Annotated in this window: 26 protein-coding genes and 1 tRNA gene; 11 read left to right on the top strand and 16 right to left on the bottom strand. The window is 59.9% G+C overall.

From position 1 onward, the window contains the following. Positions 1-41: 41 nt before the first annotated feature. From FZX09_RS08565 to psbB, 7 genes are all read right to left on the bottom strand, one after another. Entirely contained in the window at positions 42-1,280 is a 1,239-nt protein-coding gene (locus FZX09_RS08565; RefSeq protein WP_226402009.1) for an FGGY-family carbohydrate kinase, read from the bottom strand. Between the two features lie 4 nt (positions 1,281-1,284). Beyond that, a complete protein-coding gene (gene metK, locus FZX09_RS08560; RefSeq protein WP_226402007.1) occupies positions 1,285-2,520 on the bottom strand; it encodes a methionine adenosyltransferase in 1,236 nt (411 codons plus the stop codon). A 23-nt stretch (positions 2,521-2,543) separates the two neighbouring features. After that, entirely contained in the window at positions 2,544-3,317 is a 774-nt protein-coding gene (locus FZX09_RS08555) for an HAD family hydrolase (protein ID WP_226402005.1), read from the bottom strand. A 5-nt stretch (positions 3,318-3,322) separates the two neighbouring features. Next, positions 3,323-4,414: a 30S ribosomal protein S1 gene (locus FZX09_RS08550; protein WP_226402003.1), complete on the bottom strand. Its 1,092-nt coding sequence runs from the start codon at positions 4,412-4,414 to the stop codon at positions 3,323-3,325. Positions 4,415-4,571: 157 nt separating this feature from the next. Further along, on the bottom strand, positions 4,572-5,054 hold the full coding sequence (gene nrdR / locus FZX09_RS08545) for a transcriptional regulator NrdR (RefSeq protein ID WP_226402201.1): 483 nt from the start codon (positions 5,052-5,054) through the stop codon (positions 4,572-4,574). Positions 5,055-5,267: 213 nt separating this feature from the next. Continuing rightward, positions 5,268-5,363 (bottom strand): photosystem II reaction center protein T, encoded by a 96-nt coding sequence (locus FZX09_RS08540; RefSeq protein ID WP_011128841.1) that lies wholly within the window; start codon positions 5,361-5,363, stop codon positions 5,268-5,270. Between the two features lie 21 nt (positions 5,364-5,384). Continuing rightward, complete coding sequence (psbB, locus tag FZX09_RS08535; protein ID WP_226402001.1) at positions 5,385-6,944, bottom strand: photosystem II chlorophyll-binding protein CP47; 1,560 nt, start codon at positions 6,942-6,944, stop codon at positions 5,385-5,387. Between the two features lie 182 nt (positions 6,945-7,126). Here psbB and FZX09_RS08530 point away from each other — a divergent pair, with 182 nt between their 5' ends. Together FZX09_RS08530 and psbM are read left to right on the top strand one after the other, a co-directional pair. Then, positions 7,127-7,603: a 2Fe-2S iron-sulfur cluster-binding protein gene (locus FZX09_RS08530; protein WP_226401999.1), complete on the top strand. Its 477-nt coding sequence runs from the start codon at positions 7,127-7,129 to the stop codon at positions 7,601-7,603. A 59-nt stretch (positions 7,604-7,662) separates the two neighbouring features. Then, positions 7,663-7,767 (top strand): photosystem II reaction center protein PsbM, encoded by a 105-nt coding sequence (gene psbM, locus FZX09_RS08525; protein WP_226401997.1) that lies wholly within the window; start codon positions 7,663-7,665, stop codon positions 7,765-7,767. A 1-nt stretch (position 7,768) separates the two neighbouring features. On the opposite strand, the gene FZX09_RS08520 is transcribed toward psbM, so the two are convergent. Beyond that, positions 7,769-8,617 (bottom strand): universal stress protein, encoded by an 849-nt coding sequence (locus FZX09_RS08520; protein ID WP_226401996.1) that lies wholly within the window; start codon positions 8,615-8,617, stop codon positions 7,769-7,771. A gap of 82 nt (positions 8,618-8,699) precedes the next feature. Between FZX09_RS08520 and FZX09_RS08515 the strand changes: the two genes are divergently transcribed. The 7 genes from FZX09_RS08515 to FZX09_RS08495 all read left to right on the top strand — a co-directional run bounded on the left by FZX09_RS08515 (position 8,700) and on the right by FZX09_RS08495 (position 11,912). After that, on the top strand, positions 8,700-9,104 hold the full coding sequence (locus FZX09_RS08515) for a thioesterase family protein (RefSeq protein WP_226401995.1): 405 nt from the start codon (positions 8,700-8,702) through the stop codon (positions 9,102-9,104). Positions 9,105-9,198: 94 nt separating this feature from the next. Further along, positions 9,199-9,363 (top strand): hypothetical protein, encoded by a 165-nt coding sequence (locus FZX09_RS12085; RefSeq protein WP_370624221.1) that lies wholly within the window; start codon positions 9,199-9,201, stop codon positions 9,361-9,363. A 30-nt stretch (positions 9,364-9,393) separates the two neighbouring features. Next, positions 9,394-9,732 (top strand): DNA-processing protein DprA, encoded by a 339-nt coding sequence (locus FZX09_RS12080; RefSeq protein WP_370624227.1) that lies wholly within the window; start codon positions 9,394-9,396, stop codon positions 9,730-9,732. Positions 9,733-9,903: 171 nt separating this feature from the next. Then, complete coding sequence (locus FZX09_RS12075; RefSeq protein ID WP_370624220.1) at positions 9,904-10,230, top strand: hypothetical protein; 327 nt, start codon at positions 9,904-9,906, stop codon at positions 10,228-10,230. Then, a complete protein-coding gene (gene prmC, locus FZX09_RS08505) occupies positions 10,209-11,114 on the top strand; it encodes a peptide chain release factor N(5)-glutamine methyltransferase (protein ID WP_226401994.1) in 906 nt (301 codons plus the stop codon). The genes FZX09_RS12075 and prmC overlap by 22 nt, the downstream gene beginning before the upstream one ends. Positions 11,115-11,127: 13 nt before the next feature. Further along, positions 11,128-11,742 (top strand): L-threonylcarbamoyladenylate synthase, encoded by a 615-nt coding sequence (locus tag FZX09_RS08500; protein ID WP_226401993.1) that lies wholly within the window; start codon positions 11,128-11,130, stop codon positions 11,740-11,742. A gap of 29 nt (positions 11,743-11,771) precedes the next feature. Continuing rightward, positions 11,772-11,912 (top strand): hypothetical protein, encoded by a 141-nt coding sequence (locus FZX09_RS08495; RefSeq protein ID WP_226401992.1) that lies wholly within the window; start codon positions 11,772-11,774, stop codon positions 11,910-11,912. A 9-nt stretch (positions 11,913-11,921) separates the two neighbouring features. Here the strand turns inward: FZX09_RS08495 and FZX09_RS08490 are convergent. The 7 genes from FZX09_RS08490 to ctpZ form a co-directional block, all read right to left on the bottom strand. After that, positions 11,922-11,993: transfer RNA gene (locus FZX09_RS08490), tRNA-Thr, on the bottom strand. Then, positions 11,984-12,238 carry a helix-turn-helix transcriptional regulator gene (locus tag FZX09_RS08485; protein ID WP_226401991.1) on the bottom strand — a complete coding sequence of 85 codons (255 nt, stop codon included), beginning with the start codon at positions 12,236-12,238 and terminating at the stop codon, positions 11,984-11,986. The genes FZX09_RS08490 and FZX09_RS08485 overlap by 10 nt, the downstream gene beginning before the upstream one ends. Next, positions 12,235-12,543: a cell division topological specificity factor MinE gene (minE, locus tag FZX09_RS08480; protein ID WP_226401990.1), complete on the bottom strand. Its 309-nt coding sequence runs from the start codon at positions 12,541-12,543 to the stop codon at positions 12,235-12,237. The genes FZX09_RS08485 and minE overlap by 4 nt, the downstream gene beginning before the upstream one ends. 4 nt (positions 12,544-12,547) lie before the next feature. After that, positions 12,548-13,360 (bottom strand): septum site-determining protein MinD, encoded by an 813-nt coding sequence (gene minD, locus FZX09_RS08475; RefSeq protein WP_006849989.1) that lies wholly within the window; start codon positions 13,358-13,360, stop codon positions 12,548-12,550. Between the two features lie 56 nt (positions 13,361-13,416). Further along, positions 13,417-14,055 (bottom strand): septum site-determining protein MinC, encoded by a 639-nt coding sequence (gene minC, locus FZX09_RS08470; RefSeq protein ID WP_226402198.1) that lies wholly within the window; start codon positions 14,053-14,055, stop codon positions 13,417-13,419. Between the two features lie 7 nt (positions 14,056-14,062). Beyond that, entirely contained in the window at positions 14,063-15,328 is a 1,266-nt protein-coding gene (locus tag FZX09_RS08465; protein WP_226401989.1) for an HD domain-containing protein, read from the bottom strand. Then, positions 15,325-16,602, bottom strand: coding sequence for a carboxyl-terminal processing protease CtpZ (ctpZ, locus tag FZX09_RS08460; RefSeq protein ID WP_226401988.1), 1,278 nt, complete (start codon positions 16,600-16,602; stop codon positions 15,325-15,327). The genes FZX09_RS08465 and ctpZ overlap by 4 nt, the downstream gene beginning before the upstream one ends. Before the next feature lie 67 nt (positions 16,603-16,669). Here ctpZ and petB point away from each other — a divergent pair, with 67 nt between their 5' ends. Continuing rightward, complete coding sequence (petB, locus tag FZX09_RS08455; RefSeq protein WP_011363493.1) at positions 16,670-17,326, top strand: cytochrome b6; 657 nt, start codon at positions 16,670-16,672, stop codon at positions 17,324-17,326. Positions 17,327-17,365: 39 nt separating this feature from the next. Next, a complete protein-coding gene (gene petD / locus FZX09_RS08450; protein ID WP_006851144.1) occupies positions 17,366-17,848 on the top strand; it encodes a cytochrome b6-f complex subunit IV in 483 nt (160 codons plus the stop codon). A gap of 75 nt (positions 17,849-17,923) precedes the next feature. Here petD and FZX09_RS08445 read toward each other — a convergent pair whose 3' ends face one another. Beyond that, entirely contained in the window at positions 17,924-19,381 is a 1,458-nt protein-coding gene (locus FZX09_RS08445) for a glycoside hydrolase 100 family protein (protein ID WP_226402196.1), read from the bottom strand. Positions 19,382-19,611: the final 230 nt, after the last annotated feature.

Genomic DNA, 19,611 nt, shown 5'->3' with positions numbered 1-19,611 from the left:
GAGATTGGTGGGCATGGGGGCTGGGCGTGATGCTGGAATTCTTACCCGACCAGGGCCTTTTGGGCCAGTCGCGCCACCCCTGCAGCGGGGGGTGTTTGGCAACTCGTTACAGCGCAGCCAAGACGCCGTTCTCGCAGCCGTCTCCATTGGGGATTGCGCGCTCCACCGCCGATGCTGATGATCCGCCGGGGTGCGGAAGCACCCAGCTCGTTCAGGCGTTGCCAACCCTGCGCTTCGATTTCGGCAAGACCTTCGAGCAGTCCATGCAGGTAGAGGGCATCACTCACCGGCCGTGGTTCAAGTACCGGTAGCAGCTCTGGATCATCTACAGGGAACCGTTCCCCCGGGCAGGGGAATGGCCGCAGGCGGAGTCCGCTGTCGGTGTCGGGGTTGATCTGGCGGCTCAGTTCGCTGAGCTGCTCATCGCTGTAGAAACGCCGCAGCACCCCGGCCCCTGCATTGGAGGCGCCTCCACAGAGCCAGCGTCCACCCACGCGATGGCTGGTCACCCCCGGGGCGTGCAGGGGCGTTTTGGTGAAGCACTTCATCACTAGCGTGGTCCCCAGCACGGTGATCCCATCTCCAGGACCGGGATTGGCGGCGAGCACGGCGGCATTGGAATCGGTAGTTCCCGCCACGATGATCAGATCGTCCGCCAGGCCCAAGGCCTTGGCCTGATCCGGTGCGATCGTCCCGAGAATGCTGCCGCTCCGACGGATTTCGGGTAATGCCTGCCGCCATGTCTGTTCGGCAAAGCGGTCTGGCCAGCTGTTGCTGATCAGATCCCAACCCAGTCGCAGGTTGTTGCCTTCTTCCCCCCAGCGCCAATCGTTCAGCAGCCATCCGCTTATCCAGTCGGCCTGATGCCGCAGCAGAATCGCCTCTCCATGGCAGCTGAGAAGCCGCAAGGCCCGGGCCAGGCTGCCGCTGCAGCTGGCGGCAGGGCTGCCTGGATCCACCAACGGCTGCAGTGCTGATTGCAGCTCAAGGCAGCTCTGGGAGTAGGGAAGTGCCTCCCCCAATGGGCGACCATCGCGATCACAGGCCAGCAGCGTGCCGGATGTGCCATCCACGGCGAGCGCCCTCAGCTGGGATCGCAGTTGTGCTGGGATTGCCCTGATCAGGTCCCCACAGCCTTCGCGCCAGCTGTTGGGGTTGGAGAAGTCTCCGGCGTAGGCCTGGGATCTGCTGTCGAGCAGCACGCCATTGCCGGTCACAACGGCTGTGCGGATTCCGCTGGTGCCCAGGTCGATTCCGAGCACCAGCGGCGAATCCGTCATGTCATCAGGCCGCGGCGACCTGCTTCAACTCCTGGCTTTTTGCTGTCACGTTTTCCCAGGGGGCGTTGAGGTCGTTGCGTCCGAAATGGCCGTAAGCGGCCGTGTCCTGATAGAAACGACCGCCCCGTTGCTGGGGAAGGTTGCGCAGATCGAAGGTCTCGATGATGGCGCCGGGGCGCAGATCGAAGTGCTCCTGCACCAGGGCGGTGAGGGCATCGTTGGCCAGAGCACTCGTGCCGAAGGATTCCACCAGGATCGACACGGGCTGGGCCACGCCAATGGCGTAGCTCAGCTGCACTTCGGCCCTTTCGGCGAGCCCTGCGGCCACGAGGCACTTGGCCACATAGCGCGCGGCATAGGCGGCCGAACGGTCCACTTTGGTGGGGTCCTTGCCGGAGAAGGCACCACCGCCATGGCGGGCATAGCCGCCATAGGTGTCCACGATGATCTTGCGGCCGGTGAGGCCGGCATCGCCCTGAGGGCCGCCCACCACGAACTTGCCGGTTGGGTTCACCAGATACTTGGTGGCCTCGCGGGAGGGCTTGAGGGTCAGGTCGGCAGTCGCTGGCTCCACTACATGGGTCCAGAGGTCTTTGGTGATGCGCTCGCGGATGCCCTGCTCATCACCCATCCCATCCACTTCCGCGGTGTGCTGGGTGGAGATCAGGATTGTGTCGATCGAGACGGGCTTGTCGTTTTGATAGACGACGCTCACCTGGGTTTTGCCATCGGGAAGCAGGTAGCCCAGGGTTCCGTTATGGCGCACTTCAGCAAGGCGGCGCGACAGCCGGTGGGCCAGGCTGATCGGCAACGGCATCAGCTCGGGAGTCTCATTGCAGGCGTAGCCGAACATGATCCCCTGGTCGCCGGCACCCACCAGATCCAGAGGATCACCGGCGTGGTCGTCCGCTTCGTTAACGCCCTGGGCGATGTCGGGGGACTGCTGGTCGAGAGCCACCAGCACCGCACAGCTGTTGGCATCGAAGCCACCGGCCCTGGCTCCGCTGTAACCGATCTCCTTGATCACATTGCGCACCAAGTGGATGAAATCCACCTGCGCTTTGGAGGTCACCTCACCGGTAATCATGCAGAGGCCGGTATTCACTACGGTCTCGCAGGCCACGCGGCTGGCGGGATCCTGGGCAAGCAGAGCATCGAGAACGGCGTCGCTCACCTGGTCGCAGATCTTGTCGGGATGCCCTTCCGTGACGGATTCGGATGTAAAGACGTATCGGCTCATTCGGGGCTCCAGATGGCGCGACTTTACGTGGCTGTGCTGAGGGCGAGGTCGTCCCAGCCGTGGAGCAGATGCTGTGCTGATGGCAGTTCCGGCGGACGACTCCAGCCACCGGTGAATCCGATCACGCCGCCGATGCCGGCCTCCAGGGCCATCTGAAGGTCGGTTTCCGCATCACCAACCAAGGCACATCTTTGGGGTGGCAGGCCAATCCTGTCGCACAGCTCCAGGACGGCTTGTGGATCGGGTTTGCGCGGATGGTCGTCAGCACTCCAGATGCCGGCAAAGCCTGCGCTGAGCTGATGGTGAGCCAGGAAGTCTTCAATGCCGGATCGGGTGTCGTTGCTGATCACAGCAGCGGTCACGCCCTGCTCGTGCAGATCCCGCAGCAGTTGTCCTGAACCGTTGATCAACGGGCTTGGAGTTGTGTCGATCAGGCCGTCCTGGTCAACTGCGTCGAAGCAGGAATGGGCGAGGGCTAGAGCCTGGGGCCATGAGCAGCCCAACAGACACAACACCGTTGCGGTCGAGGCGATGTTGTCTTGCCGTGAGGCAACCGCCAGGGTTCCGCCGGGATCGAGCATGCCTTTATCAACCCCGGTTGCTCTGTAAAGGGTTTCTCTTAGTTCAAAGGCCTGCAGCGCCGGGGCGTGTTCCAGCGCAATCTCGATAGCTTTGTTGATGCGTGCGTCTGCCAAGGCCAGCAGATGCGGCTCGCTATGGGAAAGGGTGCCGTCCTTATCGAACAGCACCCCTTGGAAATTGCCGATGGGATGTCCCTTCAGCAGCAGTTGGGCCATCAAGCTCAGATCATCATGGAGTTGATCGGATCCTCGCCCTCTTCGGCCTGCTCCATCAGCATCTGCTTGTAGCGAGCTGCCATTTCCTCGGCCTTCTCGAACACCTTTTGGGGGTCGGTGAGCATGTCGCCGGGTTCGGGCTCAAGAGCCTTCGTGGACAGAGAAATCCGGCCGCGCTCGGCATCCAGATCGATAATCATCACTTTCATCTGATCATTCACGTTCAGCACCGAGTGGGGGGTCTCGATGTGCTCATGGCTGATCTCGGAAATGTGCAGCAGACCGCTGACACCACCGATGTCGATGAAGGCTCCGTAGGGCTTGATGCCGCGGACGGTACCCACCACAACTTCGCCAACTTCCAGGCGATTCATCTTCCGCTCCACCAGGGCGCGGCGGTGGCTGAGCACCAGGCGGTTGCGCTCTTCGTCCACCTCGAGGAATTTCAGAGGCAGGAAGTCGGCAACCAGTTCTTCCTTCGGCTTGCGGGTGCTGATATGGGATCCGGGGATGAAGCCCCGCAGACCTTCTACGCGCACCAGGGCACCACCACGGTTGGTGGCAAACACCTCGGAGTAGATGGTGGCATCTTCCTTCTGGAGCTGGCGCACACGCTCCCATGCCCGCTGGTATTCGATCCGACGGATCGACAGCGCCAGCTGACCATCCTCGTTCTCCTCACTCATGATGAAGAACTCACGGATCTCGCCGGGGGCCAGTACGTCGCTTAGGCCCTCGACCCTGTTGATCGACACCTCTTGCAGAGGCATGAAGGCAGCCGTCTTGGCGCCGATGTCGATCATGGCGCCCTTCGATTCCAGGGCGAAGACCGTTCCGTTAACGATGTCGCCAGGCTTGAAGTTGTAGTCGTACTTGCTGAGGAGAGCCGCGAACTCATCCACGGTGAATCCGGCGTCGTCTAGGTTGCGGCTGGCAGCGCGGCTGCTCGGATCATCCGCGGTGGGGATGTCTTCAGGAATGCTCAGGTCCTCAACCTCAAACGCCTGTTCGGCGGCGGAGGTTTCTGCAGAGGCTTCTGTGGTGTTCGTGTCCTGAACTTGATCCTGGATCTGTTCTTCTGTCGGAGTCGCAGACATGGGGGGCTGGCGGTCTACCTCAGGTGGGTAGTTCGAGAAAATCGCATGGAACGCCCGCCGACGTTTCACGGAGAATTACCGACTTTACAGACCGGACCGACGCCTTCAGCGCAGCGATTCAGCGCGATGGTTCAAAGCACTGATTCACCTCACCGATTCAACGCACAGTGGCCAAATGGTTCTGTTCCTGATCGGCATTCAGTATTTCCAGAGTCGACACGAAGTCATCAATGCCTCGGAACTGGCGATAGACGGATGCGAATCGGATGTAAGCCACTTCGCTGATTTGCTTGAGATCATGCAGCACGAACTCACCGATCTCAGTGCTGCTCACTTCCTTGCCGGTGCGTTGCTGGAGTTGCAGTTCGAGGTCTTCCACGAGGGATTCGAGCCGAGAGCTGTCTAAGCCCGTTTTTTCGCAAGCTCGATTCAAGCCATGCAGCAACTTGCTGCGACTGAAGATTTCTCGGTTTCCGTTGCGTTTGATCACCGTGATTGGAACGGTTTCCACCCGTTCGTAGGTGGTGAAGCGGAATTCACAGTTGAGGCATTCACGCCGTCGTCTAACGCTGCGTCCACCGTCCGCTGCCCTGGATTCGAGAACGCGACTATCTGTGTTTTGGCAGGAGGGGCACTGCATCCCCGAGGGCATGAATAAGGTGCACCAACTGTAGACAGTGATTTGAGACTTGAGAAGGGCCTCGTAGACATCAGTCTCATTTGAGGATTCCGCCGACGGCTGCTGCTGACTTGAGACTGCTGTGATCTGCTCGTGCGGGCGAGACCGGCTTGCGACGGTGGGTGATCGAAAGCATGAAAAAACCCCGCCAAGGCGGGGTTATGGGGGATCAAATCACTTACCGATTTTCGGCGGATCGCGGAAGGCGATTGCGAAAAAGAGAGTGGCAATCGCGAGGGTAAGGATGAGGACGTAAGCGAAGCTTTCCATCGTGTTGTTCCTATAAGGCGATCAGTTGAGGGGTGTTCCAGCAGGGGGAACGTAGCCCTCGGGCAGGCGACGGGTGGTTTTGTCACCGAGCTTGGCGAAGAGGCCAAACTCAACTTGATCTCCGAGGTCGGGATCAATGCCAGCGAACACGTCGCGGTACAAGGTGCGGGCACCGTGCCAGATGTGGCCGAAGAAGAACAGCAGCGCGAAGGTGGCATGGCCGAAGGTGAACCAGCCACGCGGCGAGCTGCGGAACGTACCGTCAGAGTTGTAGGTCTCACGGTCGAAGTCGAAGGCTTCACCCAGCTGAGCTTTGCGTGCGAGGCGCTTTACGTCGGCAGGGTCGGTGAAGGTTTGGCCGTCCAGCGCACCACCAAACACCTTGGCGGTCACGCCCTGTTGTTCGAAGGAGAATTTGGCTTCCGCACGACGGTAGGGAATGTCTGCGCGAACAATGCCTTGTTCATCTTGCAGAACGACGGGGAAGTTCTCGAAGAAGTTCGGTAGGCGACGAACTTCAAGATTGCGACCATCCTTATCGCTGAATGCGATGTGGCCAACCCAAGCGGTTGCCAAACCATCGCCATTCACCATCGGACCCACGCGGAACAGGCCGCCCTTGGCAGGGCTATTGCCCACGTAGTCGTAGAAGGCGAGCTTCTCAGGGATGGTCTCAAAGGCTTCTTCCTGAGTTGCTCCATCATCCATCGCGGTTTGCACACGACGGTTGATTTCAGTTTTGAAATAGCTCTGATCCCACTGATAACGGGTGGGGCCAAACAGCTCGACGGGGGTTGCGGCAGAGCCGTACCACATAGTTCCGGCCACGATGAAGGCGGCGAAGAATACGGCTGCGATTGCGCTGGCAAGAACCGTTTCGATGTTGCCCATCCGAAGCGCTTTGTAGAGACGCTCGGGTGGACGTGTGGTGATGTGGAAAATCCCGGCAATGATGCCGACGATGCCAGCAGCGATGTGGTGGGCAACGATGCCACCTGGGTTGAAGGGGTTGAAGCCTTCAGGTCCCCAAGACGGTTGAACGGCCTCTAGGTGACCAGTCAGCGCATAGGGGTCAGAAATCCACATGCCAGGCCCGAAGACGCCAGTCAGGTGGAAAGCGCCGAAGCCGAAGCAGCCGAGACCAGCAAGCAGCAAATGAATACCGAAGATCTTCGGCAAGTCGAGCGCGGGTTCTCCCGTGCGGGGGTCCTGCCAGATTTCAAGGTCCCAATAAGTCCAATGCCAGATGGCGGCCAGCATCATCAGGCCGGAGAAAACAATGTGAGCGGCAGCGACGCCCTCGAAACTCCAGAAACCTGGGTCAACACCCGTTTCGCCTGTGATGCTCCATCCACCCCAGCTGCCGGTCACGCCAAGGCGGGACATGAAGGGCATCACAAACATGCCCTGACGCCACATGGGGTTCAGGACAGGGTCGGACGGATCAAAAATGGCCAGCTCGTAGAGAGCCATGGAGCCGGCCCAGCCGGCTACTAGGGCTGTATGCATGAGGTGCACAGCCAAAAGGCGGCCCGGGTCATTAATGACAACGGTGTGCACCCGATACCAGGGCAATCCCATGGGTCAGGTTCGGGGGACAAGACTGCATAAGCAGTCAGACATGGATGATCGTAAGGGCTTCAGTCCATAGGGCGGGGAAAAAGTGACTTGCCCGCAACGGTCAGTGACAAGAAAGTCAGGGCTGTGCTGTTCACAAAACGCAATGCTTCGGCTCATTATGGGGATTGGTTGCTTGTGAGCTAATGCCCGTTATCCGGTTTGTTCGCGAAGGGCGTGATGTGGAGTGTTATCCCGGCGAAAATTTGCGTGAGGTGGCCAGGCGCGAGGGCATCGAGCTCTACGGCTTGAAGGGGCAGCTGGGCAACTGTGGTGGCTGTGGCCAATGCATCACCTGCTTTGTTTCCGTAGTTGATCAAGACAACGCCGATGCGTTGACAGCACGCACCGCTGTCGAAGACAGCAAATTGCGCCGCCGACCCGAGGAGTGGCGTTTGGCATGTCAGGCCCTGGTGGAGAAGTCCGTGTTGGTCCTTACCCGGCCTCAGGTGAGGCTTGCCAATGCTGATTCGAGATTGGCTGCGGCCAGGCAGGCGCCGCTGCCGGCGGGGCCTACGGCATGGCCAGCCCCTCCGGTGAGTGAGCTTGATGAGGAGGATCAGGATGTGGCTGATGGGGATGTCCCGGGTGGCAAGGCTGCTACCGCCGGTGACGAGGCCTAGGGGGGGCACTCCTCAGACCTCTTGTCGGTGATACCTTCGCTTGGATCCCTCTAACGGCCATGGAAACCAACGATCTCGGATTCGTCGCCAGTCTCCTGTTCATTCTGGTTCCGGCGATCTTCCTGATCGTGCTCTACATCGGCACGCAGAACAGCGAGGCTTGATTCAGCCTTGTTCAGGCTCACGCACCAGCAGCACAGGCGCTGGTGCGTGCACACGGATGTAGTCGCTGACTGATCCTCCCAGCAGCTTGTCCAAATCCACCAGCCCTCTGGCAACGAGAGGTCGTCGGTCTTGGGAGGCGATGACCACCAAGTCGGCGTTGCACTCCGATGCAGCCAGGCAAACACTTCGACCGATGTCCTTCCCTTCGGTATGAATGGCTTTCATCTCAACGCCGAAGCCTCTTGCTCGCTGAACAGCAGCGTCGAGAACCTCGTCCGCTTTTGTCCGGCCTCCTCGTGAGGGTGCTGATTCTTGGCGAACAACATGGACACCGGTGAGGGTTCCGCCGGGGATTTCACGCACCAGTTCGCAGGCTGTGCGAAGGGCGTCGTCCCCCACGCCTGTTCCGTCGATCGTCACCATCACGCGGTTGACATGCTTGACGTAGAGGTCGTCCCGCACCAGCAGCATGGGCCGGGTGGACAATTGAAAGACGTATTGGCTGGTGCTGTTGGCCAGAATCGATTGAAGACGTCCCAGCCCGCGGGATCCCATCACGATCAGGTCTGCCTGAACCTCATCGGCAACCTTGAGAACTGTCTGCTTGGTGTCACCCTCACGAATCAAGGTGCTCACACTTGATGTGCTGAGTCCCATGCGCGTGATTGCGCTGTTCAAGAGGTTTTCTGCTTCGTCGCGATGGCCGTCGGATTGCGACTTGCTCTGTTCCGAGACCACGTGTAGCAAATTGATCTTTGCTGCTTTCAGGCTGGGAATGTCCTGGAGCATCCGGATCATTTCTTCGACGTGACCCTTGCCCGAGTCGGCAATCAGAAGGTTCCTGAACACAGGGAGATGAAGCAGCCTTTGCGAAAGCCTATGGGTGGTTTCCTCCGTGGAGACAAGCTGATGTCACAGCGTTACGAGGATCATGTACACCCTGACCAAGCGTGTGCTTCCGCAGCACACCGATTACGCCGGTGTGATGTGGCATGGGGCCTATGTGCAGTGGCTGGAGGAAGCCAGGGTGGAGGCCCTCCAGGCTGCTGGCCTGGGCTATGCCGCCATGAATGCGATGGGTGTCGATATGCCGGTGGTGTCCCTTCACTTGGATTACCGCCAGCCGCTCCGGCACGGCGACAAGGTGTGTGTTGAAAGCCGATGCCCTGGTCAGCAGGGGGTGCGCTGGCCATGGGTTTCTCGCTTTGTCTGCGGAGACGCGGTGGTTGCGGAGGCGTCGGTGAATCTGGTGATGGTGCGTGGGGGGCGTGTGCTCAGGCGCGTGCCGGCGCAGCTGAAGGAGGTAATGGATCAGCTGGTGCGCCAAGCGCTTTGAGTCAACCCCCGAGACACCGACGCTGTTTTAGTACAAATGTGCTTGCTTGGTGCTGGTGCGGGGATGGTGGTGGCTCTGGACCTGTTGCCCTGGCTTGGGCAACGCACGCATGGCCGATCTGCGCAGACTTTGCCGCGATCAAGCCATCGGCCCTGATCAGCTTTGGGGGTGGCCGATGGAACGCCTTGGCCAGGCGCTGGCTTGGCCGGCGCATTGTCTGGACGCCGTGGATCGTTACCGGCGGGAGCGGGGGCCTTAGCCCGTCTTTGATGTTCCTGCCTGTGCTCTTCTGCCGGGTGACTCTGCCTGGCCATGCAGCTTGGACGGTGTGAACTCACCCCCTTCCGGGTTGTACGTCGAAGGGGATCGAGCGCTGCTTGGTTATTTGAATGCCCGAACCGCCATCGCGGTGGTGGGCACCCGCTCCGCCTCGGACCATGGCCTTGCGATGGTTGAAGAACTGGGCCGCGCTTTGGCCGAGGCAGGTTGGCCCGTCCTTAGTGGTCTTGCGGAAGGGATTGATGCTGCAGCCCATCGCTGCTGTTTGGCCAGAAACGGTGCACCCATCGCGGTGTTGGGGACACCCTTGGATCGTGTCTATCCAGCCCACCACCAATCTTTGCAGTAGCAGGTCGGCAGGCAAGGGCTGTTGGTGAGCCCAAACCGGTCCGGTTGCCGCGTGCATCCAGGGCACTTCGCGGCGCGGAATCGTTGGTTGGTGGCCTTTGCCCAAGCGCTTGTGGTGGTGGAGTGTCCGTAACGCAGCGGAGCACTGATTTCGGCCCGCTGGGCGAGCCGGATGCAGTGCCCGGTGTGGGTGGTTCCTGGTGATGCCCGCCGTTGGTCCTGTCGCGGCAGCAATGCCCTGCTTCGGGATGGTGCGACTGCCTTGATCCACCCCGAGGAGTTGTTTGCCTCTCTTGGTGATGGCCCCCTGAAGCCAGAGGATTCACGCGGTAAACATCAACGCGTGATGGAGGCCATCGGCTCGGGGGCGACCTTTGATCAGCTGTTGCTTCGTTTGCAGTGCTCCCCTGCTGAGCTGGCCCCCCAGCTTTTGGCCCTTGAGTGTCAGGGCGAACTGCTGTGTGAGTCTGGATTGCATTGGCGCAAGCCTCGGCCTTGACAGACTGCAAAACCGTGCCCGGCACTGACGTGTTGCAGTGGAGGCGTCAACAACTCGCCCGGGGTGGCACCGCAGCTGATCTCGATTGGTTGCTTGATCTGGCCGGTGGCGTTCGTTGGGCCAGCCTGCAACGACTGTTGCTGGACCCCACGCGCACCGTCGCCCTAGAGCAGTCCCTTGAGGCGCTTTCTGATCTGTGGGAGCGGCATCTTTACGGGGATGTTCCCCTGCAGCACTTGGTGGGGCTCTGTCCCTGGAGGGATTTGCTGCTTGAGTCGTCGCCTGCCGCATTGATTCCCCGGCAGGAAACGGAACTGCTGGTGGATCTGGCCCTGGGCCAGTTCAACGCCACTCCCCCCACCTGTTGGGCTGACCTCGGCACCGGCTCAGGGGCCATCGCTGTGGGTTTAGCCCGCGCCTGGCCGACGTCACCGGGGCATGGCGTCGACCTCAGTCCCGATGCCTTGCGTCTGGCAGAACGCAACCTTGCGCGTTGCGCCCCGCATCACAACTGTTCGCTGCACCTCGGTTCGTGGTGGACTCCTCTAAAGGTTTGGTGGGGGAGCCTGGATCTTGTGGTCAGCAATCCTCCGTACATCCCCGGTGCTGTGGTTGACGGTCTTGAGGCTGTGGTTCGTGACCATGAACCTCATATGGCGTTACGTGGGGGCCCGGATGGCTTGGATGCCATCCGGGCCGTGGTGAATGGAGCACCAACAGGGCTGTCGCCTGGTGGCTGGCTTCTGCTCGAACACCATCACGACCAGAGCGCTCAGGTGATCCAGCTGCTGCGGGATGCCGGCTTGGTGGAGGTCAGCACGGCCGCAGATCTTGAGGGGACCCTTCGCTTTGCGCTTGCTCGCAAACCTGCCGCATCAAGCTGATGCAACCCTTGCGATGAAGGAAGGATTCATGCCCGCTCCGGTTCTGGCCGCCACCGATCTGGCCTTGCGGCTTCGTGCCGGCGAAGCGGCCGTCATTCCCACCGACACCCTGCCGGGACTGGCGGTGCTTCCCGATCAAGCCCAGACTCTCTGGCGCCTGAAACGCCGACCGGCGGACAAGCCCCTCATCTTGATGGGGGCATCTGTGAACGACTTGCTTCACGAGGTTGCGGTTCCGTGCCATCGGGAGGTTGAAGCCTTGGCTGAGCGCAATTGGCCTGGAGCGCTCACCCTGGTGGTGCCTGCCCGTGATGGCGGAGCTGGCCGATATCTCAATCCAGGTGGCACAACGCTGGGCTGCCGCATTCCGGCCTGTGAGCAGACCCGTGCTCTGCTTCAGATCAGCGGGCCGTTGGCCACGACCAGTGCCAATCGTTCCGGAGAACCTGCGAGCATGACCGCAGCAGAGGCGTCGTTGGTTTTCCCTGATGTCGCTCAGCTGGGTCCGCAGCCCTGGCCTCAACCCTCGGGCCAGGCCAGCACGGTGTTGGTCTGGGTCGAGGACGGACGCTGGCGCATGGTGCGACGTGGTGCTGTGATTCCGGCAGGGGTTGAGGTGCTCGAGTGATCTCGCTTGTTGGGCTCTGTCTGCTTGTGATGGCCTTGCTTCATTGGGTGCTGGAGCCCCTGGAAGCTGTCTTCACCTGGACGCTTCAACTGAATCTTCTCCCCTGGCTGTTGGGGTTGTTCTTCTTCTGGCTGCTGGCGGGCGAATCCGACCGCAGCCCGTCGTCCTGATTCAGATCAAGCCGGCTAACGGATTTGAACCGATGACCTTCGCTTTACAAAAGCGCTGCTCTACCTCTGAGCTAAGCCGGCATGGATTGCATCTTACCGGCTGCCTGGCGATTCAATGCGGGGTCTCCATCCCTGATCAGCCCAAACACCAGCTCGAGTCGATTGCGACAACCGCTCTTCCGGAGTGCCCTGCTGATATGACACTCAAGGGTGCGATGACTGATCACCAATCGCTTGGAGATAGCTCGGTTGTTGAGGCCTTCGAGCAACAACATCACCACCCGCTGTTCAGCGGGGGTGAGGAGATTCAGGATCCGAGGTTTCAAGCTTGAGCAGGTTGCTGCTCAGAGGGTTCCACCTTCGCTGGTTGGGCGATCGGGCGACGGATCGGCAGGTTGGCCACCAGGGCGGTGACGCGGTCTTCCGTCTCGAGGCTCACATCACCTTCCGCGAGGTCGATTTCCACGTAGCGGGCCACCACTTCGAGGATCTCGCGGCGCATTTGTTCGAGCAGCTCCGGATTGAGGTCGCTGCGGTCGTGGGCCAGCACCAACTGGAGCCGCTCTTTGGCTGTTTCTGCACTGGCGGGCTGACGGCGCAGGAGTTTGTCGATGAATTCCTTGACTGTCATCGCCTCAGAAAATCCGGGTTTGCATCAGCTTGCGCATCCTGGCGCGGAGGCCGCGGCGGGCCTGGGAGGGGTCCATCAGAGGAATGTCTTCGCCCTGAAGCCGTTGAGCGATGTTGCCGTAGGCCTGAGCCGCTGGGGAAGACGAATCACTCAGGGTCAAGGGTTCACCGCGGTTGGTGCTCACGATTACCTGTTCGTCTTCGAAAACAAGCCCTAAAAGAGGTAACGCCAGAATGTCGGTGACATCGTCCACCGAAAGCATTTCCTGGTTCGACATCATCTTTGGGCGCACCCTGTTGAGCACAAGCTGCACCGGTTGCACACCCTGGGTGTTCAGAAGCCCGATCACTCGATCAGCGTCCCTTACGGCGGCCACTTCCGGGGTGGTGATCACCACAGCTTCTCGGGCTGCGGCCGCGGCATTTTTGAATCCGTCTTCGATGCCTGCAGGGCAGTCGATCAACACGTAATCGAACTGGCGTTCCAGCAGAGCAACGATGGCCTGCATGTCCTTGGGCTTGAGCCACTCGAGCATCCGAGGGTTGCCTGCAGGGAGCAGGGCCAGATTGGGCTCTTGCTTGTGTTTCACCAGGGCTTGCTCAAGCCGGCAGGTCTCCGCAAGCACCTCCTGGGCGGTGTAGACGATGCGGTTTTCCAGGCCCAGCAGCAGATCGAGGTTCCTAAGACCGAAGTCCGCGTCAAGAACCACAGTCTTGGCGCCCTGGCGGGCAAGGGCGATACCAAGGTTTGCCGTGGTCGTTGTTTTTCCGACACCGCCCTTGCCAGAACAGATGAGAATGGTTCGGGTCGTCGACACCAGGGTTCTGCTTTGGTGCGGCCAGAATAATCTGGCTTTTAGCTCTGACAACGAGTTCAGCGTTTTTGAAAGCTCTGGATGACGGCGGGTTCAATGGCGATCACGCCATCTTTGAGTTCGGCTTGTTCGGCCAAACCTGCCTGGGGCAGATCCTCTGGGCCTCGGGCTACAGCGTCAGCAATCCTCAGTTGCAGTGGCCGCAGCTGCAGAGCAACGATTTTCGCGGTCGTTGCCCCCTCGCATCCGGCGTGGGCAACGCCCCGCAGGCGACCCCACACCAAGACATCAGCAGTTGAACTGATCCTTGCTCCGGGATTCACATCGCCGTAGAGAAGGATGGTGCGCTCGCTTTGGAGATGGTCGCCGGAGCGCAGGGTGCCGTGGTGAAACAACAGGTCGGAAGGGGCCGTCCTCACAGGATTGGGCTGGAGTTCACGGTTGGAAGGCGTGTTGGAACGGCTCGCATCCAGTCCCAAGGCTGAAGCACTTACAACGGTCTCGGGAATCCGGCCGGTGATTCGTCCGAGTTGATGGCCTGCCTCGGTGACGGCGGAGCACAAATCCGCGAGGTCGTTGCAATTCAGGTTCCAGTCCCCGCAATCGAGATCAACGATCGGTTGGGACCACCTGCTCAGCAGATCAGGCAAACGATCCCTCCAGTGATCAAGGCGCTGGTCGGGAAGCCTCAATGTCATGGCTGCTTCACGCTGCTGCTGCTCGGGGCCATTCAACGTCCATCTCCTTCCTGAGCTCGATACTGATGTCACGGGGGTGAATCAGCCAGGAGGTTGCCGCTGGGGTCGCGAGACTGGCGACCAAAGGAGAGGCTTTCTCCAGGGCTTGGAGCTGTTGCCCGTCCCAGAGGCGTAAGCCGCCTCGATAGGGGTGGTATCCGCGCAGCTGTTGATGACGCAATCCGCAGCAGAGTTCAGGGTCGTGGCCATGACGATCGGCCAACCGCCTGGCTGTCGCGAGCAATTGCAGTTGATCAGCCGGAGAAAGATGCTCGACGGCTGTTGCTTTAAGCAGGCGTCGATCCAGAAAACGCCCACTCAGTTCAGCCAGGGCCGCTGGCGCTTCGGCTTGCCAGCGCTGGAGGTGGTAGCCGGTGCGTTGGTCGTCGTTGGCGAGGAAGTCCTCCAATCGGATCTGGTTCGGTTGCCAGAGCCAGCTGGCCATCACCTCATCCGCCCACACCTGCTCAGGGCCCAGTTGTCGTGCTGTCAAGATCAGTTTTTCCAGCAGCCAGTTGCACACCACATTCAGCCGGTGGTTGTAGACGCTCCTGTACATGAGGTTCCTCACCACCAGGTAGTGCTCCACAGCCATCAGACCCTTGGGATGAATGGCCATGTCCCCGTCAGGGGCCAGGGTCAGTGCTCCAAGGATGCGGTCGAGATCCAGCTGCCCGTAGCGCGTTCCGGTGCTGTAGCTGTCGCGCAGGAGGTAATCCAGTCGGTCGCAATCCAGCTGACTGCTGACCAAGTGTTTGATCAGCGGGTGAGGGCTGCGTCCATGTTCCAGCAGGTCCGCCACCGCCTCAGCCGTGCCGGTTCCATGGCTCTCCAGACAGTCACGGATCTGTGGGTGATGCCGAATCACCCGTGCTGACCATGCTTCATGGCGCAGGCCAAACATCTCTTCGCCGGTGTGGCTGAGGGGGCCATGGCCGATGTCATGGAGCAAAGCGGCCCCGTAGAGCAGCCCCCGGTACGTCTCCAGCTCTGGTGCCAAAGGCAGCATCCGCTCAAACGCACGACGCGCCAGATGAAAGACACCAAGTGAGTGGGTGAATCGACTGGATTCAGCGCTGTGAAAGGTGAGGTAGGCCGGGCCCAGCTGGCGGATGCGACGCAGGCGTTGGAACGGCGCCGTGTCCACTAGGTCCATCACCATCCCCTCGGCTGGGGCTTGGCGGTCAAGACCAATGCCTCGGTGCAGAGGGTCGTGATAAGTCCGCTGGCTCATGCCTCGGTGTCGTCAGCGGGTTGTTCCAGCAGGGCCTCCATCCATTGTTCGGCTTCCGAGAGCCAGCGATCACCATCACCACCGGGATTCAGGGGTTCCGGATCTGACAACCCACGATCGGGTGCGATGCCTTCCCCTTGGATGTCCCGTCCACTCGGTGTCACATACCCGGCAACGGTCACGGCGAGGCCGCTGCCGTCACTGAGGTTGGTCAGCGTTTGGATCAGCCCTTTCCCAAACGTTTGGCCTCCGAGCAGGGTGGCGCGTTCGTTGTCCTGAAGAGCTCCAGCAAGGATTTCACTCGCACTGGCCGTTCCTCCATTCACGAGGGTGACCATCGGTCCGTCGTAGATCGTCTGGAGACTGGCCTGGATGGTGTCATTGATCCCCTCGCGGTTGCGGGTTTCAACGATGGGGCCACCGGAAAGGAAGTTGTCGGCGACCGCCAATCCAGCGCTCACCAAACCGCCTGAGTTATTGCGAAGGTCGAGCACCAACCCTTCGATGTCCTTGTTCTGGAGTTCTGTGAGTGCCTCTTTCACCTGTTCGGGGACTCCTTCGCTGAACTGGGTGATCCGCAGATAGCCAAGGGTGTGACTGCCGCTGCGTAAGCGCCGTGTGCGCACCGGTCTCAGATCCACGCTGCGGCGTTCCAGGGTCAGCTCGTTTGGTTCTCCGCTGCCGTTGTCCAGCGTCAGCACCACCTGCGATCCCACGTCTCCCCGCAGCGCTGCCACGGTTCCCTCAAGTCCAAGATCCACAACGGCACGGCCATCAACAGAAAGCAGTTGAGTCCCACTGGTAATCTCCGCCTCGCCGGCGGGTGAGCCCTCGAGGGCCGAAATCACTACAACGCCATTGCTGCTTTCATCCGGCCCCAGTTGCAAGCCCACACCGCTGAGGCTTCCGTTGGTGCTGTCCTTCAGCGCCGTGTAGTCCTCTGGACGAAGCAGCCGGGTGTAGGGGTCGCCCAACTGAGCCAGCATCGCTTCGATAGCTGAATAGGCATCGTCACTGCTCTCGATGCTGCGTTCCATGGCCTTCTGCCGTTGACGCTTCCAACGCACCGCATCGAGTTGCTCTGGGTTCCAAAAACCCTGGTTCACAAGCCGCCAGCTGTCCACCACGAGCTGTTGTGTGTCGCTAAGTGCAACGACTGTGCAGGCGCTGCCCAGCACCAAAAAGCAGCAAAGAGCAGCTGCGATGAGTTGGCGGAGCGTTCGAAACCCCTTGCGCCGCAGCCAGTCTGAAAGATCGTTAACAGTTGGATACATCGCGGTGGGTTCGCCTCAGTGGCAGAAGCGTGCTCAGTAGACTTTCGCAACTCGAGCCCGCTTGTGCATGGCGAACTCATCACCGGTTTACGACTGGTTCCAGGAACGTCTGGAAATCCAGGACATTGCTGACGACATTGGTTCCAAGTACGTGCCCCCCCACGTCAACATTTTCTATTGCCTGGGGGGCATCACGTTGGTGTGCTTCCTGATCCAGTTCGCGACTGGGTTCGCGATGACCTTCTATTACAAGCCCACCGTTGCTGAGGCTTACAAGTCGGTCGAGTACCTGATGACCGACGTCAGCTTTGGTTGGTTGATTCGTTCCGTCCATCGCTGGAGCGCATCAATGATGGTGCTGATGCTCATCCTCCACGTGTTCCGCGTGTACCTCACCGGTGGCTTCAAGCGTCCCCGTGAGCTCACCTGGGTCACTGGCGTGACCATGGCTGTGATTACGGTGTCCTTCGGTGTGACCGGTTACTCCCTGCCCTGGGATCAGGTTGGTTACTGGGCCGTGAAAATCGTTTCCGGCGTGCCTGCCGCAATTCCTGTGGTTGGCGACTTCATGGTCGAACTGCTTCGCGGTGGCGAAAGCGTTGGCCAAGCCACCCTCACTCGCTTCTACAGCCTGCACACCTTCGTGATGCCTTGGCTGTTGGCGGTGTTCATGCTCATGCACTTCCTGATGATCCGGAAGCAGGGCATTTCTGGTCCCTTGTGATTTGCGTTCCTACTGTTCCCTCAACACCTGGACTAACTGATGCACATTCTCAAGAAGCCTGACCTCTCAGATCCCAAGATGCGGGCCAAGCTCGCTAAGGGCATGGGTCACAACTACTACGGTGAACCTGCCTGGCCGAACGATCTCCTCTATATCTTCCCGGTGGTGATCCTCGGCACCATCGCCTGTGTGGTTGGTCTGGCCGTACTGGATCCAGCGATGCTCGCCGACAAGGCTGATCCCTTCGCAACCCCTCTGGAAATCCTTCCTGAGTGGTACCTCTATCCCGTCTTCCAGATCCTGCGGGTTGTTCCCAACAAGCTTCTGGGCATTGCTTTGCAAACCCTGGTCCCCTTGGGTTTGATGCTTGTTCCTTTCATCGAGAGCTTCAACAAGTTCCAGAATCCTTTTCGACGTCCCGTTGCGATGACAGTGTTCCTGACCGGAACACTGGTCACCATCTATCTCGGTATTGGTGCGGCACTTCCGATCGACAAGTCCCTGACCCTTGGCCTGTTCTGATCGCTCGCTTGAGCTCAGTTCACATACCCCGGCTCGTTGAGCCGGGTTTTTTTATGCGATGGCTCCTGTGATTCGTCATTGACCCATCGATTCGTCGAGGTTGAGCATCAGCACATCGTCTGGGTTGACGTGGAGAAAGTGGTGCATCAGCAGAAAACCAACGATGGTCCAGGTTTGATACGTGCGTGACTGCTGTCCAACCCAGGTACCCGTGGGGCCGTCGAAATATTCAGCCCATTGCTGACGTGGGAGTTGGTTGAGATGGCTCCAATAGCACTCGTCCAACAGCGTTTTCATCTCTCCCATCAGCAACACGTCGGCCTGGGGATTTAGCCGTTCGTGCAGAAGGATGGATGCTCCAAAAAACCAGAGCAGGCTCGGCCAGTGGCCTCCGTTGTGATAACTCCAGGGCCAGTTTTTGGGATCGGAGCCCGTTTTGTTCTCCCACTCCACGCCCTCCATGGGGGGATGACAGATCCGCATCGGCATCTGGGCCATGAGGTGATCACGGTTGTGCAGCACCAGTCGGAATAGGGCCCGTTGCTGTGGCGCTGTCAGCAACCCGAAAAGGGATGCCAGGGAATTTCCTAAGGAGTAGAAGCGAAAATCCGGTCGTCCGGTGCGCATGTTCCCGATCATGTAACCGCCACGGTTCTCCAGCCAGTCCTGCAACCAGTCGGGGATGACCTGTGGCTGAACGTTGAATTCGTTGTGGTGCTGGTTTTCGCCGTATTGCTCCGTTGGTCGTCGCCGAAGCACTTGCATCGTTTTGCTGGTCACCCAGTAGTGCTTCAGCAAGAACTGCCGCAAGTCATGGGTCCACTGCCGGCTCAGGCGCAGGCGTTCTCCCAGAAGAACGCTGTTCTCGTGGCGTTGGCAGAGTTCCATCAGCCCAACACAACTGCGAAGCGCTGCGAAGAGCAGCACTTCCACCTCCAATGGCGCACCCCATACGTCCATGGGACGGTCAATCATGAAGGCGCAGTCGGGAACGAACAGCACCGGTGTGCCTTCGAAGCTGGGGTGAAGAACCAGATCGAGCAGCAGTTGTAAACCGCGTTGCACTTCAGGACTGCGACCGAAGTCGTTGTCTCCACTGCGTTTGACGTAGATCCAGCAGAGAATCGGCCACCAGAGGCTTGCATCCACTGAGGTGATGCGACCAATCGAGCGTTGGCCGTAGTCCGCAACCAGCTCTCCTTCTTCCTCCACAAAGCTGGTGGGGAAGACACCGCGGGTTTGAACGTTGGTGCTTTGGAGCTGAAGGCTGACGCTCAAAAACTGCTTCACGATGGCGAAGCGTCCTTGCAGCATCAGGTAGATCATCACGGGAACGTTGTCCCGCAGGAAGATCTCGCCGTAGTTCAGGGCGTCGTCAGAGCGGCGATGTTCCATCGCGGCAACGCTGCCGGCGAGTTCCCCCTGCACGCCAATCAGCGTGGCTTCGAAGTGTTCCCGTGCTTTTTGCAGCACCTGCTCTTCATTTGAGTTGGGGCGGAAACGCTGGCTTTGTTCGGTGAAACGCGTCGGCATCGCGGTGACCTCCAACTGAAACGTAGTTCTGGCAATGGATTGCGCCAGTGGAAGCAACCCTTCAGATCTCCATGGGGCGTGCCTATTGCGTGGGTGAAGGTTGTGGTGTTATGGTTTTGTCTTGCGCGGGAGCCGAGAGGCGAGCGTGCAAGCCGAAGCGCTTGAGGCGAAAGTCTTGATGTGTCTGAGGCGACTTACGAAACCAAGAGGGAGCGATCCCACGGTGTTGT

It is taken from the genome of Synechococcus sp. MU1643 (assembly GCF_020514095.1).
In the GTDB taxonomy this organism is placed as follows: domain Bacteria; phylum Cyanobacteriota; class Cyanobacteriia; order PCC-6307; family Cyanobiaceae; genus Parasynechococcus.
This window is presented reverse-complemented; position numbering and strand designations above follow the sequence as displayed.

Coding starts and splice junctions, on each gene's coding strand:
- psbB (WP_226402001.1), bottom strand. CDS start 6,944: ATGGGATTGCCCTGGTATCGGGTGCACACCGTTGTCATTAATGACCCG.
- FZX09_RS08530 (WP_226401999.1), top strand. CDS start 7,127: ATGCCCGTTATCCGGTTTGTTCGCGAAGGGCGTGATGTGGAGTGTTAT.
- FZX09_RS08565 (WP_226402009.1), bottom strand. CDS start 1,280: ATGACGGATTCGCCGCTGGTGCTCGGAATCGACCTGGGCACCAGCGGA.
- petB (WP_011363493.1), top strand. CDS start 16,670: ATGGCGAACTCATCACCGGTTTACGACTGGTTCCAGGAACGTCTGGAA.
- ctpZ (WP_226401988.1), bottom strand. CDS start 16,602: ATGTATCCAACTGTTAACGATCTTTCAGACTGGCTGCGGCGCAAGGGG.
- FZX09_RS08500 (WP_226401993.1), top strand. CDS start 11,128: ATGAAGGAAGGATTCATGCCCGCTCCGGTTCTGGCCGCCACCGATCTG.
- FZX09_RS08495 (WP_226401992.1), top strand. CDS start 11,772: ATGGCCTTGCTTCATTGGGTGCTGGAGCCCCTGGAAGCTGTCTTCACC.
- petD (WP_006851144.1), top strand. CDS start 17,366: ATGCACATTCTCAAGAAGCCTGACCTCTCAGATCCCAAGATGCGGGCC.
- FZX09_RS08550 (WP_226402003.1), bottom strand. CDS start 4,414: ATGTCTGCGACTCCGACAGAAGAACAGATCCAGGATCAAGTTCAGGAC.
- minC (WP_226402198.1), bottom strand. CDS start 14,055: ATGACATTGAGGCTTCCCGACCAGCGCCTTGATCACTGGAGGGATCGT.
- FZX09_RS08515 (WP_226401995.1), top strand. CDS start 8,700: ATGTACACCCTGACCAAGCGTGTGCTTCCGCAGCACACCGATTACGCC.
- FZX09_RS08445 (WP_226402196.1), bottom strand. CDS start 19,381: ATGCCGACGCGTTTCACCGAACAAAGCCAGCGTTTCCGCCCCAACTCA.
- nrdR (WP_226402201.1), bottom strand. CDS start 5,054: ATGCAGTGCCCCTCCTGCCAAAACACAGATAGTCGCGTTCTCGAATCC.
- FZX09_RS12075 (WP_370624220.1), top strand. CDS start 9,904: ATGCAGTGCCCGGTGTGGGTGGTTCCTGGTGATGCCCGCCGTTGGTCC.
- psbM (WP_226401997.1), top strand. CDS start 7,663: ATGGAAACCAACGATCTCGGATTCGTCGCCAGTCTCCTGTTCATTCTG.
- metK (WP_226402007.1), bottom strand. CDS start 2,520: ATGAGCCGATACGTCTTTACATCCGAATCCGTCACGGAAGGGCATCCC.
- FZX09_RS08465 (WP_226401989.1), bottom strand. CDS start 15,328: ATGAGCCAGCGGACTTATCACGACCCTCTGCACCGAGGCATTGGTCTT.
- minE (WP_226401990.1), bottom strand. CDS start 12,543: ATGACAGTCAAGGAATTCATCGACAAACTCCTGCGCCGTCAGCCCGCC.
- FZX09_RS08555 (WP_226402005.1), bottom strand. CDS start 3,317: ATGGCCCAACTGCTGCTGAAGGGACATCCCATCGGCAATTTCCAAGGG.
- FZX09_RS08540 (WP_011128841.1), bottom strand. CDS start 5,363: ATGGAAAGCTTCGCTTACGTCCTCATCCTTACCCTCGCGATTGCCACT.